16 protein-coding genes and 1 other annotated feature are annotated in these 13,476 nt (G+C 33.9%); all 16 genes read right to left on the minus strand.

Annotated features, from left to right (window positions below):
• Nucleotides 1-15: 15 nt before the first annotated feature.
• The 16 genes from JRC48_RS06710 to asnB all read right to left on the minus strand — a co-directional run bounded on the left by JRC48_RS06710 (nt 16) and on the right by asnB (nt 13,416).
• Nucleotides 16-792 (minus strand): hypothetical protein, encoded by a 777-nt coding sequence (locus tag JRC48_RS06710; protein WP_235068809.1) that lies wholly within the window; start codon nt 790-792, stop codon nt 16-18.
• Between the two features lie 84 nt (nt 793-876).
• The gene (locus JRC48_RS06715) at nt 877-1,431 is read right to left on the minus strand and encodes a PepSY domain-containing protein (protein WP_235068811.1); all 555 of its coding nucleotides are present in this window, start codon (nt 1,429-1,431) and stop codon (nt 877-879) included.
• Nucleotides 1,432-1,533: 102 nt separating this feature from the next.
• Complete coding sequence (locus JRC48_RS06720; protein ID WP_370630398.1) at nt 1,534-1,995, minus strand: peptidylprolyl isomerase; 462 nt, start codon at nt 1,993-1,995, stop codon at nt 1,534-1,536.
• 633 nt (nt 1,996-2,628) lie between these two features.
• The gene (gene nagB, locus JRC48_RS06725; protein WP_235068813.1) at nt 2,629-3,405 is read right to left on the minus strand and encodes a glucosamine-6-phosphate deaminase; all 777 of its coding nucleotides are present in this window, start codon (nt 3,403-3,405) and stop codon (nt 2,629-2,631) included.
• A gap of 142 nt (nt 3,406-3,547) precedes the next feature.
• Nucleotides 3,548-4,411, minus strand: a complete 864-nt coding sequence (locus JRC48_RS06730) for a LysM domain-containing protein (RefSeq protein ID WP_235068815.1) — start codon at nt 4,409-4,411, stop codon at nt 3,548-3,550.
• Nucleotides 4,412-4,670: 259 nt separating this feature from the next.
• The gene (gene obgE / locus JRC48_RS06735) at nt 4,671-5,954 is read right to left on the minus strand and encodes a GTPase ObgE (RefSeq protein ID WP_235068818.1); all 1,284 of its coding nucleotides are present in this window, start codon (nt 5,952-5,954) and stop codon (nt 4,671-4,673) included.
• Between the two features lie 269 nt (nt 5,955-6,223).
• Nucleotides 6,224-6,508 (minus strand): 50S ribosomal protein L27, encoded by a 285-nt coding sequence (gene rpmA, locus JRC48_RS06740; protein ID WP_235068820.1) that lies wholly within the window; start codon nt 6,506-6,508, stop codon nt 6,224-6,226.
• Nucleotides 6,509-6,519: 11 nt separating this feature from the next.
• Entirely contained in the window at nt 6,520-6,831 is a 312-nt protein-coding gene (locus JRC48_RS06745; RefSeq protein ID WP_235068821.1) for a ribosomal-processing cysteine protease Prp, read from the minus strand.
• Between the two features lie 10 nt (nt 6,832-6,841).
• Nucleotides 6,842-7,150 carry a 50S ribosomal protein L21 gene (gene rplU, locus JRC48_RS06750; RefSeq protein ID WP_055243284.1) on the minus strand — a complete coding sequence of 103 codons (309 nt, stop codon included), beginning with the start codon at nt 7,148-7,150 and terminating at the stop codon, nt 6,842-6,844.
• Nucleotides 7,151-7,167: 17 nt separating this feature from the next.
• Nucleotides 7,168-7,243, minus strand: a sequence feature (ribosomal protein L21 leader region).
• A 181-nt stretch (nt 7,244-7,424) separates the two neighbouring features.
• Nucleotides 7,425-7,799 carry a response regulator gene (locus JRC48_RS06755; protein ID WP_235068822.1) on the minus strand — a complete coding sequence of 125 codons (375 nt, stop codon included), beginning with the start codon at nt 7,797-7,799 and terminating at the stop codon, nt 7,425-7,427.
• 48 nt (nt 7,800-7,847) lie between these two features.
• On the minus strand, nt 7,848-8,666 hold the full coding sequence (locus tag JRC48_RS06760; protein WP_235068824.1) for a site-2 protease family protein: 819 nt from the start codon (nt 8,664-8,666) through the stop codon (nt 7,848-7,850).
• A gap of 15 nt (nt 8,667-8,681) precedes the next feature.
• Entirely contained in the window at nt 8,682-9,476 is a 795-nt protein-coding gene (locus JRC48_RS06765) for a M23 family metallopeptidase (protein WP_235068825.1), read from the minus strand.
• Between the two features lie 225 nt (nt 9,477-9,701).
• On the minus strand, nt 9,702-10,220 hold the full coding sequence (gene mreD / locus JRC48_RS06770) for a rod shape-determining protein MreD (RefSeq protein ID WP_235068826.1): 519 nt from the start codon (nt 10,218-10,220) through the stop codon (nt 9,702-9,704).
• On the minus strand, nt 10,213-11,064 hold the full coding sequence (gene mreC / locus JRC48_RS06775) for a rod shape-determining protein MreC (protein WP_235068827.1): 852 nt from the start codon (nt 11,062-11,064) through the stop codon (nt 10,213-10,215). Before mreC ends, mreD begins: the two co-directional genes overlap by 8 nt.
• Nucleotides 11,065-11,240: 176 nt before the next feature.
• The gene (locus JRC48_RS06780; RefSeq protein ID WP_235068828.1) at nt 11,241-11,810 is read right to left on the minus strand and encodes a GNAT family N-acetyltransferase; all 570 of its coding nucleotides are present in this window, start codon (nt 11,808-11,810) and stop codon (nt 11,241-11,243) included.
• Between the two features lie 22 nt (nt 11,811-11,832).
• Nucleotides 11,833-13,416: an asparagine synthase B gene (gene asnB / locus JRC48_RS06785; RefSeq protein ID WP_235068829.1), complete on the minus strand. Its 1,584-nt coding sequence runs from the start codon at nt 13,414-13,416 to the stop codon at nt 11,833-11,835.
• Between the last annotated feature and the right edge of the window lie 60 nt (nt 13,417-13,476).

The following is a 13,476-nucleotide window of genomic DNA, read 5'->3' on the forward strand; positions in this document are numbered from 1 at the left end:
TTTAAGGATGTTTCACTAAATAAAAATACCAGGATTTTCTGACTCTTGAAAAACATCAAAGATCAATCGTCCAACTTCATGTTTACTACCATCTGGATGATAGTAATAAAGCACTCGCTCTTCTCCCTGTTCAAACGCTTCGACTTGAAACACAACACCAAACTTCTCATTTACCTTAACTAATTCACTATTGTTTCCTAAGTAATGAACTTGATTTAAATCTTCATCTGAATAAATCTCTTTAGTAATATAAGTGGTCGGATAGTCTTCCTCTAAACGAAAATTAGTAGCATTAATTAAGGCACCATCTTTAGCTGCTTTAGAAACTTCAACAGCTACCACAATGACCCATTCACCATCTTCTTCATAATACCCCCAGTCCCAGTTATCAAATTCACTAAATTTACACAACGATAACTTAAAGTTCGTTGATAACTCATAAATTCCAGGGGAATCACTCGATAGTGGCCATAATTTTAATTCATCAAACTCTTTAAAAACGGTAACTGAAATGAATCCAAGAAAAATCATTTGAATTGCCATTAACGTTAAAAATTTTGATGATCGCTTTCGTTCATTAGGGAAATCACTATCATCTGCTATGTCAATGCGATGTTCAATAATACAATCAAAAGCACGATCCCACTCAACGAGCTTTTCTTGATAATACATGTTATCCTCGGCAAGATGTTCGTATTTTTGCAATAATTCTTCGTAAACACCTTCTATTTCTTCTAGTGACATAGTTGGTTTTACTCCAAGAATATCATACGCACGATTCACATCATCCATTTTTCTCCCTACTTCCTATTTGATCCTCCTCTTCAATTAAGGATATGTTTATCTTAGGAGATAAATGTCATCTTTTGTTCAATTTTAATCATTGATTTCTTCCTCAAACGAAATAATTTTTCCATCCGTAGCACTAATCTCTATTTCCTGTTTTTTATTATTTTTAATAGCCTCTGCTTCATAAACGACACCGATTTCTTTTGGTTCTAATTGAATGGAATGAACGACTCCTCCATTTGATTGAGATGTTGCAATCGAAATCGCCTCATCAATTGAAATATTTACACCATCTAAAATGTAAGCATTCACTGATGTTTGCTCTTGATTAAAAAGATCTCCTGTTAGTGCATCTATTTGAAGTTCATACTTTAAATCTCCAACATAAATATCTACTTCGTAATAATTGGGATTTCCTTTTTCATATTCAATCGCTGTCACTGTTCCATTACCAATTGCTTTTCTGGCCTGATTTAAAATGTCTTCAATTGGTAAATCAGTTGCTTTTACTTGAGAAGTTCCTGATTCACTCATCATTTGATTTTCCATAGTTGATGGATTTGTTGTTAAATCTTTTTTAGCACAAGCCATTAAAGATAAGACTGTTCCCCCAATTAAAAAGCAAGCTGTATATTTCTTCATTGTACATCACCTCATGTTTTGTAATCTAACGTTTGTTAGTATGAACCAGTATTTGAGATTTAAAACTAAATCAAGATAAAAAGAGCCTTTATTAGACTCTTTTTAGTTCATTATTTCAGGTTCTTGATAGTCAACTCCATACGTTTCAACAGACATTTCTTCAATCGTAATCGAACCATGATTCAATCCCGCTTCTTCAATTTGATGAGCAATATCCATTCCAGAAATGACTTTACCAAAGGCAGCGTAATTTCCATCTAAGTGTGGTGCATCATCTAACATAATGAAAAATTGACTTCCTGCGCTATTAGGTTGATTTGTGCGAGCCATCGATAAAACACCCTCTGTATGCTTTAGCTCATTTAAAAAACCGTTAGTTGTAAACTCCCCTTCAATACTGTAACCAGGTCCACCACTACCAGTTCCTGTTGGATCTCCACCTTGTAAAACAAATCCTTTTTCGATTCGATGAATCGTTAATCCGTTATAAAATCCTTGATTAATTAGTGAAATGAAATTATTGACAGTGTTTGGCGCAATATGAGGATACAACTCCGCCTCCATTGTTCCATAATCTTTAATCTTTATCGTCACTAACGGTAATTGTTCAGGCGCTTGTACATCAGATAATCTAACTTCATCCGGTTTCGTTTGACACCCTGAAATTCCCCCAACTACCAATAACATTAAGCAAACAACATAAACTATCTTTTTCATCTCTTTTCTCCTTTTTTATTTAATGATTTCAAAATCCGTTCATTCAATAAAATTATTGTGCAGGGCTAAATAATAGCCCCTAATAATCTCTAAAACTTCTCCGTTTTATATAATTTTAGATGAATCAGAAAACAAAAATTTCAAATCTCAACCTTTGATTATAGGCTTCTTAGCTTATCTAAATGAATAGTGAATCATCTCATTCACCTTAAGCGTAAGTAATTATGAATCAATATTTTTCCAATCCTCTTTAATAATGGTTGCTGAAAATTCTCAATCATTAATAAGATCAATTCTTCATCTTAAGACAATCCATTAAGAACCTACGAAAAGCATTTTTTCATATCGTTATTTGATTTTACCAAAATAAATAAAAAGTGTGAAGCATGGGATATGAAAAACTAATATAAAAAAGCCTCAGAACAAGCATTCTTCCATGTTCTAAGACTTTTTTTGATTTAAACAATCTTGACGCTATTTTTATCCATTACATTTGAACAACTTCACGCCATCGATTAGAATAGAAGGCTTAACTTTTAGTTCTGATAAAGCTTCTTCATCAGCAATTACAACAACATTTGGATGAAGTTGCAAAACAGATGCTGGACAATCAGTGCTTACACTTCCTCCAATCATATGTGCGACTGCTTTCGCTTTATTTTTTCCCATTGCGATTAGAACAATCTGTTTTGCACGTAAGATGGACTCAATACCCATTGTAATCGCATATTTTGGCACTTCGTCTAGATGATTAAAAAATCGGGCGTTATCCTGACGTGTACGTTCATCTAAAGTAACAACATGTGTTCTTGAATGAAATGATGTTCCTGGTTCATTAAAAGCAATATGTCCATTGGATCCAATTCCAAGTATTTGTAAATCTACGTTATTTTCTTGTAAAACACGCTCATAACGTTCACACTCTAATCTCAAATCATCACCATTTCCCACAGGTAAGTGAATGTTTTTAGGATTAATATCAATATGATTAAATAAGTGCTCATTCATAAACGTACGATAACTTTGCGAATGAGAAGATTCAATTCCAACATACTCATCTAAATTAATCGTCCGTATATTTGCATAAGATGTTTTATTTTTTTGATGATCTTTAATCATGGCGTGATACAGCCCTATTGGACTACTTCCCGTCGCTAATCCTAATACAGCTCTCGAATTTCTTTTAACAACAGCTAATACCTCTCTTAAAGCGACCTGTCCGATTTCCTCAATTGATCTTACTTGAATAACTTCCATAACATCTCATCCCCTAATTTTTTTCTTCCTTAATAATTATGATACTCATCTATGTAATTATGCCTATACAGTTTGACTGATAACTTCAAACATAAAAAAAGAAGATGTTTTCATCTTCTTTTTTAGGAAAGATTTATTTAGCTTAATAAAAATACGGGCTACGATACCATCCACCGTAATGAGGATATCCTCCGAATCCCCATCCTCCATAGAATGGATAGCCAAATCCTCCAAAGCCCCATCCTCCGTAGAATGGATAGCCAAATCCTCCTCCAACAAAAAAGCGCTCGTCCTGTCCACCTCTCATGGCATATGGAGCTGGATACCCTCCCCCATAAGGATAATAGGCTCCAGGATAAGAATTACCATAAGGTGTCATTCCTGGAACTTGATATGGCATAGCTCCCGAAGAACAACTTGGTACATATGGTACATTCATTAGTGGCGGAATAGGTGGTTCTAAATAGTTGGGAATTGGATTAACAGGTGCTTGTGAGGGTTTTAATTGGGATACTGCTGGTTTTGTTGATGTAGTCGTTGTTGTCGTTTGTTTCGGTTGCTGATATGTTTTTTGATTAATGGATACATTATATTGTTCTACACTCGCTATGGCTCCCCCCACTTTAACTCCATCATTCGGTTGACTTGGCGTCTCCGTTTGAATAGGTTTTAAAGGAATTGGAATCACTTCCTCCTGTACCTCAATAACTTGAGGAGTTGGTTTAACAACTTCTTGCTTCACCACAACAGGTTCTTTTTCAACCGTTGTTGCTGTCTTCAGCTCAATAGGATTAGTATCTAAATTTGGATAATATTTTTGAATATGTTGTGCGACATTCGATTCTTCTTTTCTGACAGGTGAAGGAACTTTAACTTTTAATCCGGGTACAAGACCAGCTTGCGGGTTGATATGAGTATTCATCCCCACTAAGTCCTGAATACTAACATCATATTTTCTAGCTATTGATTCAAACGTATCATTTCGCTGTACAATGTGGATTTTCATAAGTCCGATTCTCCTTTCTACATTATCTCTTTACACTATATGATGAAGTTTTCTGAAATATAACAAACTTAGGCGAAGTGAAAGGTTTTCTAAAATTTAAAAGATCAGTCTAATCAACAATTAATCCCTTCATTCAACAAGTAATCTTTTTTAACCCAACCCTACTTATCAGTCTTAAATTAAGATAAATGAAATAAAATGTTCTTTCTAACCCATAAAAAAAGCCACTTTACTAAAAGTAAAGTGACTATAAGATAAATTAATCTTTAAATTCAAATTCAAAGTTAAGAATACGTACAAGATCTCCGTCTTCAACTCCAAGATCACGTAATGCTTGATCCACACCAATTTGACGTAATTGACGGGCAAATCGCATAATTGATGCTTCACGATTGAAGTCTGTTTGATGGAAGATTTTTTCAACGTGAGCTCCTGTAACCACATAAACTCCATCATCTCCACGAGAAATATGGAACTTAGCTTCTTCAGGTTTGAATTTATATGTAACTGATTGTTCCACTTCATCTTCATCGTATAATGGGAATTGAGGTGTTTGTTCTAATAAATCAGCTGTTTTATATAATAATTGATCAATTCCTTGACGTGTTGCTGCTGAAATTTCAACAATTGTCACATCGTCTCCGACTTTTTCTTTAAATGCTTTTAAGTTTTCTTCAGCATCACCAATATCCATTTTATTTGCAACGATAATTTGTGGACGTTCTAATAATTTGTAACGATATTGGGCTAACTCGTTATTAATTGTGACATAATCCTCATAAGGATCGCGTCCTTCCATTCCAGACATATCAATCACATGTAAAATAACACGTGTACGTTCAATATGGCGTAAGAACTGATGTCCAAGTCCTGCTCCACTAGCAGCTCCTTCAATTAATCCAGGTAAGTCCGCCATAACAAATGAACGACCATCTGGAACACCTACAACTCCTAAATTAGGAACTAATGTTGTAAAGTGATACGCTGCAATTTTCGGCTTACAAGCTGAAACAACCGAGATTAAAGTTGATTTACCAACACTCGGGAATCCCACTAATCCAACATCTGCTAATACTTTTAATTCAACACGAACTTCACGTTTTTGACCTAATTCACCGTTTTCCGCAAGCTCTGGAGCTGTGTTACGTGGCGTTGCAAAGTGAATATTTCCGCGTCCTCCACGTCCTCCTTTAGCAATGACAGCACGTTGACCATTCTCAGTTAAGTCTGCAATGATTAAGTTTGTGCTATTATCATAAACAATTGTTCCAACTGGAACTTTTACAATTAAATCATCTGAATTTTTACCATGGCAGCTTTTTGCCATTCCGTTTTCACCGTTTTTAGCTTGTAATACACGGTTATAACGTAAATCTAATAACGTTGATAATCCTTCATCAGCAACGAAAACAACACTTCCTCCGTTACCTCCGTCACCACCTGCAGGACCACCATTTGCGATATATTTTTCACGACGGAAAGCAACAGCACCGTTACCACCGTTACCAGCCGTTACTTTTAGTTTGACTTGATCGATAAACAAATGTATCCCTCAATTCTATTTAATGAAATAAATTCACTTCATTCTTGTCTTCTTCTATATAGAAACAGAAATATATTTCATGATTCTACATCAGTCCTAGTTAATATGTTGCTTTAATACTAAAGCCTCCTATAGTCCAGCAAAAGTTTTCCGATAGGAAAAACTTATCTGGACTTATATATATTATTAAAATAAACGGATGAGCTCATACAAAAAATGAACATAAAAATAAACCCCTAATCATGTGATTAGGGGATTTATTAAATCGATTACTTAGCTTCTGGATATACAGAAACTTGTTTTTTGTCACGTCCTAAACGTTCGAATTTAACGATACCATCGATTTTAGCGAATAAAGTATGATCAACACCCATACCTACGTTTGTACCTGGATAAATTTTTGTTCCACGTTGACGGTAGATGATTGATCCTGCAGAAGCGTATTGTCCGTCTGCTTTCTTAGCACCTAAGCGCTTAGATTCAGAGTCACGACCGTTCTTAGTAGAACCAACACCTTTTTTAGATGCGAAAAATTGTAAGTTTAACTTTAACATGAGTCCACCTCCTACTTATTCTCTATGACTGTTAAGTATTTAAATTGATCTTCTTCAATTGTTTGTAAAGAAGTGATCATTCCATAGATTAGCGTTTGACACGCTTCACTGTTTGGAAGATTTTCAACTAATAAATAACCATCTTCCATTTTTATACTAAGTTCTGATTCGTCTAAGCTGATAATGGAATTGGTTAAGCCAAATGTCACAGCACTCACCGCAGCACAGACTAAGTCTTCACCTGGTTCACCTGCAAAGGCATGGCCGCTGATCTCAAATGACTCAACTTTATTATTTTTATAGTTAAAATTGGCTGTAATCATCGTCTAACAATTAAGCGTTGATAGCTTCGATAACAACTTTAGTGTATGGTTGACGGTGACCTTGTTTCTTTTTGTAACCTTTTTTAGGTTTATATTTAAACACGATGATTTTTTCACCTTTACCGTGTTTTTCAACCTTAGCAGTTACAGTTGCACCTTCTACTAATGGAGCACCAACTTTTGCGTTTTCTCCACCAACGAATAATACTTCGTCGAAAGTAACAACTTCACCTTCAGCAACATTTAATTTTTCAACGTAGATAGCTTGACCTACTTCAACTTTTAATTGTTTACCACCAGTTTTAATAATAGCGTACATTACCTGCACCTCCTTAAAATTTAACTAAGACTCGCCATTAAAGGTATATGTCTTTGACATATTTTGACCTTATCCGTGCGGTTGTAGTACCCTAAGGTGCTAACAACATGATTCATTATATCAGAGCCTATACTGTTCGTCAATCATTTATGTATGGTTATGTCTACCTTTTTCGATTATTTTTTAGTTCACTCATGATTGATTCTTTTAAAATTTTTTGACTACTTATTTTTGTCTCATTTAAAACTTTTTAAACAAAAAATCTTATGTTTTTTTATGAAAAACATAAGACCTTCTTAATCATATTTAAATCGATTGGCTTTAATAAGATATCATCCATCATCGCCTCTTGAAACTTTGGATCTTCTTTTGATAATAAGTTAGCTGTTAAAGCGACAATACGTCCTTGATACCCCATATGTCGTATTTTTTTTGATGCTTCATAACCATCCATTCCAGGCATACAAATATCCATCACAACAACATCATAGTTTGGATTTTGCTCTATCTCATGAATCGCTTGAATGCCACTATCGATTGTTTTTACTTTTTTTATATCTATTACATCTAAAATGTCTTCCATTAACATTAAATTAATTTCATTATCATCGACTACTAAAACAGAAAAATCTTCGCATAATTGTCCCATGTTAAACGCTTCCTCCCACTGATGTTCACTCATTTTGTATTTATCATTTTAGTCAGTTTTAATTTGAGCGTCAACAATTAACGTATCATTTTCTTGATATTTTAATTTTAACCATTTAATTTCTTCGTGAAGTCGATTTTTGACTTGAAATGAATTTAAATATCCTCGATAAATTTTATCTTCCCATGAATCATTTCTAATTTCTACAATTTTTCTTGGTAAATCAACGTTTATATACATTTTCTTCTGTAAAAGAAAGCGCTGAAAAATATATCCAATTTGCTTATTGTACTTTATTGTCGAATATGTTAAAAAACTCACAATAAAGAAGATTTGTCGAATATCGTATAAAAATGTTAGAGTTGTGCCAATTATCACTAAGATGAGATTTAACCACTTCGTGATGAGTAAAACAGTCTTATATGGCCAAAAACAACATAAAATAGCACTCACTAGTCGACTTCCATCAAGCGGAGGTAATGGAATAAGATTAAAGACAATGACAAAGATTTGTGCCCAAATGGCATAATCGTAAAAATATAAGCGAAGATCAGAACTCGAATAATTTCGAGTCAGCAATAAAATTAGTAAGGTGATTGCATTAAAAATGACTCCACCACTACTTACGATTAAATCCTCTTTATTAGGTTTATTTAACTCACCTTTAAATTGCATTACTCCACCAAAAGCAAAGAACCGTAACTCTTCTAGCTCCCATCGATAAAAAAAAGCCATCATCAAATGCCCACACTCATGTATCATAATCGTTAAGGCAAAAATAACATATTCATTTAAATAACCGAGTATAATCGCCAAAAGAGTCATTGCATAAAAAGATGGAGTAAATATTAACCTATTTTTACGCATTCATGGTCCTCCTAGTTATTGAACAAACTGATCTAAATAGGTTGTAAAATCTTGATATTTTCCATCTTTATCTCTTAACGCTAAATAGTAGTAAGAACCCTCTCCTAATTCAGTTCCAGCTTCTCCAATGACAGAACCTACGCCTAAAACATCACCAACCTTAATATGTTGATATTGATTGACGGTTCGATTTTCAACAAATCCAATCGTTAATGTCCAGTCATTTTCTAACTGAATATTAATATAGTTACTAATTTTATCATCTGTTCCTACATTTAAAACAATTCCAGAAATGATACTTTTAATCTTTTCATCCTTTTTAGTTTGAATCACAGCACCATTTTCATAATTACTTAGCACCATATTATCCCGAATATCACTAATCGCCTGTGAAACATCAAACGTTGAATTGGTACTATCTTCTTTTATAACCTGCCCCGCTTCATCAACGGTTGTTCCTTGTATTCCACCTGTAGCAATGGTAGTTTCCTCTTCTTTTGTTAAACGATGATCAAATGGAAACAGTTTAAATAACATGTCTTGATAGATCTTTTCATACTTAGTAAACGGAAAATTTCCGAGCATGATACTCTTAACACTTTCATAAAGCGGTACATTCGGAAGCTTTTGACACACTAAGATACTCATTAATAAACATAAACAAATCATGGATTGACAAATGAAACGCCGAACAAATAGAACTGCCTCGTCTTCTTGTTGTTTTCGTCTATAATAAGATGATGAATGATTTGCTTTATACCCCGTGTAATTCGAGCGATAAGGGATACGATTTCTTTTTTGATTAGCCACGACAATTCCTCCCAACTATTGTTTCATGTACGTAAGCTTGTTCAATGAATCATATGAGCACTTATTAAAAATTAGAACCTTCATCACAAGGACTAACCGATTTAACCCAGTCCCTTTAATCATAGACATTGTTAAAAAATTCATAGAAGATGTTCAAATAAAAAAAACCTTAGAAACTAGTAAACTCACTATTTTCTAAGGTTTTCATTTAATGATCTACTTGGCCTAAAATTCATTTAAAACCGCTCGTTGATATTTTTTAAATTGTCGTTTTAAAATTGGATAAATTGGAATGGTAATTATCGTGTTAAAAATAGCAGTTGGAATTAAAATCATTTTTATAAACGTTAATAAGGTCATATTTGTCGTCTTCATTGTATTAACAATAAAATAAATAAACCATTCCTCAAAAATAACTACCATCATGACTAATGCCATCATGGATAAAATATTGACTGGCATCGTTTGTGAAACAAATCGTAATAAAATAAACGTGATAATCGGAAATAAGCACGTATATAAGCCAATTAAATCAGCGTAACAAATGTCATATAACACTCCAAAAATAAAAGCAATTAAAAGAGGACGAAACCCTTTATCATAAAATGTAAAAAACGATAAACAAATTAAAAAGACATTAGGGATCACCATGTAAGCTCCGAAAATCGGTTGGATGGGCAGAAAAATGACTAATAAATTATCAAGTACAAAGCATGTCATAAATGTCATAATTAATCTAATCATTAGTTGGTGTCACCGCCTCACGTGAAACAACAATCACGTAATCCATATTGTTATAATTTTTTTCACCTTTTAAATAAAGTGTTTGTGTTAATCCGTCTTTACTTATTTCAATTCGACTGACGTATCCAATTAAAAGAGCTCGAGGATAAACTCCACCTAACCCACTTGTAATAACCGCATCGCCTTCTTCAACCACGACATCTTTAGATACTTGTGTCATGACAAGTTCATCCGTTTTATAATCGTATCCTTCAACGGTTCCGATGGAGTCATCTTTTCCATCGATAATAGCCGAGACTTTACTTCCAAAATCTTGATTTTTAATCAATTTGACTTTAGCAGATAAATCATTAACCGAAATAACTTTTCCAATTAGGAATCCTTCTTTTGAAAGAACAGCCATGTTCTCTTTAATTCCTTGTTGACTTCCCTTGTTAATCACAATGAAATCATGCCATTGATCAACATTACGCATAACAGTTGAGGCATTGATTGTCGTATAATTCATTAAAGAAACACCCGTTTCCTGCAACTCTTCTAACGAATTGATTTGCTCTTCTAATTGATGAACATATACCTCTAATGCTTCATAATTATACATCTGCTGTTTTAATAATTTATTTTCTTCATACGTGTGAAATAAATCGTTGACATTAGTTAAAAAACCTTTAACACTATCGACAATTCCTGTATATCCTGTTTGAATCGCCGTCATTCCATCTTTAATTAGACGTTCTGGCAATGGATTTCTTGTCTCTTGATTCATCGTATAACCGACTGTAATTAAAGTCATGAAAATTATTACGATAATTCCAAATACTTTTAAATGGTTAACACCCTTCATTTAAACACATCCTAAGTCTTTACAATAATCTTTTTTTATAATGCTTATTATATAGAATTGATATGTATGAAACAAGTCTAATTCATGACATAAACTTGAACTCTTCGAGTTTTCACACTTTTTACATGGAAATTGTCTTTACATTTAAAAAATTCTCACACGATCGTGAGAATTTTTTATCTTGTTTTTAGGAAATGATCTCGATCAATAACGTAAGTGTCACAGTCTACCCACTCTCGATGCCCATTTAAAACAGCTCGTGTGACTAATCGATCATGATGCATTCCTATTTTTTTCATTACTTGACCAGAAGCGGGATTTCTAACATCGTGCTTAGCACTAACCATATCCACTTCAAGCTGTTCAAAAGCAAATTGTAAAACGGCTGTTGCTGCTTCAGTCATAATCCCTTGGTTCCAATACTCTTTAGATAAACAATAACCTAACTCACATCCATAACGTCGACCTCGACGATTAAATTGATGAAGTGAAATGGAACCAATGACCTGCTCATTTTCACGATAAACGATTGCCCATTGATAAATACCCAAGTGTTGGTAACTCCACTCCCAATTGGCTAAAATTCGTTTCGTTGTATGAATACTTTGATGAACAGGCCAAGCAACATATCGAGCAACCTCCGGATCACTGGTCCAATTGTGATAAACCATATCGGCATCACTAACTTTAAATTTTCTTAAATCAAGTCGCCTTGTTTGCAACTGACACGTTCCTAAATGTTTCATTTTCATAACTCCTTCAAATCTCTTATCTTCCACTATTACCGTAGTTCGCTAATACTCGAGCACTCGGATCTAACACGTTACATCCTTCCCACTCTTTGTTCGGCATCCAATAATCTTTAATCCATGTCGCATGTCCTTTGAAGTAACTATCAAAAATTTCACGATAAAGGAGTGACTCTTTTGTAAACGGAACGGAATGACCGTGATATTGTTTTACTTTTCTTTCAAACTCTTCATCGGTATATTTAGATTCTGCGTAATCTTTTAAAGTATCGACTAAGGAATGACCAACTGCATCTGAAAAAGCAGCTTTTTCACGCATTAAAATATGCTCAGGCAAATAATCATCAATAAAGGCTTGACGTAATAAATACTTACCTTTATTATATGTATTTAATTTAAGTTGCGGGTTAAGTCCAATGACATAATCTACAAAGGCTAAATCACCAAACGGAACACGGGCTTCAATAGAATTGGCTGAAATACAGCGATCGGCTCTTAAGACGTCATACATATAAAGTTCACGAATTCTCTTTTGTGACTCTTCCTGAAACGCCATGGCAGTTGGTGCATAATCCGTATATTTATAGCCAAATAATTCGTCACTCACTTCTCCAGTTAGCAACACTTTGATATCCGTTTTTTCACGAATAGCTTTACATAATAGATACATTCCAATTGAAGCCCGAATCGTTGTAATATCGTACGTTTCTAAAAGATAAATGACTTGTTCTAAATGATTAATGACATCTTCTTTTGTCATAATAACCTCAGTATGATTTGCCCCAAGATACGTTGCAACTTCTTTGGCGTACTTTAAGTCAATTGCATCATCTTCCATTCCAATAGCAAACGTTTTAATCGGCTCATCAGATAATTTTGAAGCAATACTACAAACCAAACTAGAATCCAACCCTCCACTTAATAAAAATCCAACGGGAACATCTGCGTCTAATCGTTTGTAAACTGCTTGTATTAAACGGTCTTTAATCTCTTTTGTCACCTCTTCAAGACTACCATTATAATATCCTTTAGACTGTGCCACGTCATAATAGCAGGTAAAACAACCATTAGCATAGTAATATCCAGGAGGAAATGGATAAACTTCGTCACATAGCTCAACTAATGATTTAGCTTCTGAGGCAAACATCATTTTATGACTATTTTTTGAATAACCATAAAAAAGTGGTCGGATTCCGATAGGGTCTCTTCCAGCAATAAATTCATCCTTTTTAGCATCGTAAATAACTAAAGCAAATTCTCCATCTAACTGTTTAAAAAAGTCTAATCCATACGTTTCATAAAGAGGTAAAATCACTTCACAATCACTATCTGAATTAAAGACATATCTTGGGCTCAATTGTTCTTTGATCTTTTTGAATCCATAAATTTCTCCATTACAAACGACTAAGTTATTGTGCAGTTCAAAGGGTTGATTTCCTGACTCCCCCACTCCCATAACTGATAGTCGATGAAATCCCCATAATCCTCGTTCACGACTTTCAATAATACAAAAATCTGGTCCTCGATATGAAATTCGAATAAAACCCTCTTCAAAATCTTCGACCTTAATATCATTGGCTGTATACACCATAAATCCACACATAACATTCCCTCCTTTAATGATCAATCATCAATTCCTTTTCTTTTATTTTATGCATCTAAC

The organism is Turicibacter sp. TJ11 (assembly GCF_021497505.1).
Classification (GTDB): Bacteria; Bacillota_I; Bacilli_A; order MOL361; family Turicibacteraceae; genus Turicibacter.

Bases quoted from the DNA above. Each gene is read 5' to 3' on its own strand.
- JRC48_RS06710 (WP_235068809.1), bottom strand. From the start codon at position 792: ATGGATGATGTGAATCGTGCGTATGATATTCTTGGAGTAAAACCAACT.
- JRC48_RS06715 (WP_235068811.1), bottom strand. From the start codon at position 1,431: ATGAAGAAATATACAGCTTGCTTTTTAATTGGGGGAACAGTCTTATCT.
- JRC48_RS06720 (WP_370630398.1), bottom strand. From the start codon at position 1,995: ATGGAGGCGGAGTTGTATCCTCATATTGCGCCAAACACTGTCAATAAT.
- nagB (WP_235068813.1), bottom strand. From the start codon at position 3,405: ATGGAAGTTATTCAAGTAAGATCAATTGAGGAAATCGGACAGGTCGCT.
- JRC48_RS06730 (WP_235068815.1), bottom strand. From the start codon at position 4,411: ATGAAAATCCACATTGTACAGCGAAATGATACGTTTGAATCAATAGCT.
- rpmA (WP_235068820.1), bottom strand. From the start codon at position 6,508: ATGTTAAAGTTAAACTTACAATTTTTCGCATCTAAAAAAGGTGTTGGT.
- JRC48_RS06745 (WP_235068821.1), bottom strand. From the start codon at position 6,831: ATGATTACAGCCAATTTTAACTATAAAAATAATAAAGTTGAGTCATTT.
- rplU (WP_055243284.1), bottom strand. From the start codon at position 7,150: ATGTACGCTATTATTAAAACTGGTGGTAAACAATTAAAAGTTGAAGTA.
- JRC48_RS06755 (WP_235068822.1), bottom strand. From the start codon at position 7,799: ATGGGACAATTATGCGAAGATTTTTCTGTTTTAGTAGTCGATGATAAT.
- JRC48_RS06760 (WP_235068824.1), bottom strand. From the start codon at position 8,666: ATGCGTAAAAATAGGTTAATATTTACTCCATCTTTTTATGCAATGACT.
- mreD (WP_235068826.1), bottom strand. From the start codon at position 10,220: ATGATTAGATTAATTATGACATTTATGACATGCTTTGTACTTGATAAT.
- mreC (WP_235068827.1), bottom strand. From the start codon at position 11,064: ATGAAGGGTGTTAACCATTTAAAAGTATTTGGAATTATCGTAATAATT.
- JRC48_RS06780 (WP_235068828.1), bottom strand. From the start codon at position 11,810: ATGAAACATTTAGGAACGTGTCAGTTGCAAACAAGGCGACTTGATTTA.
- asnB (WP_235068829.1), bottom strand. From the start codon at position 13,416: ATGTGTGGATTTATGGTGTATACAGCCAATGATATTAAGGTCGAAGAT.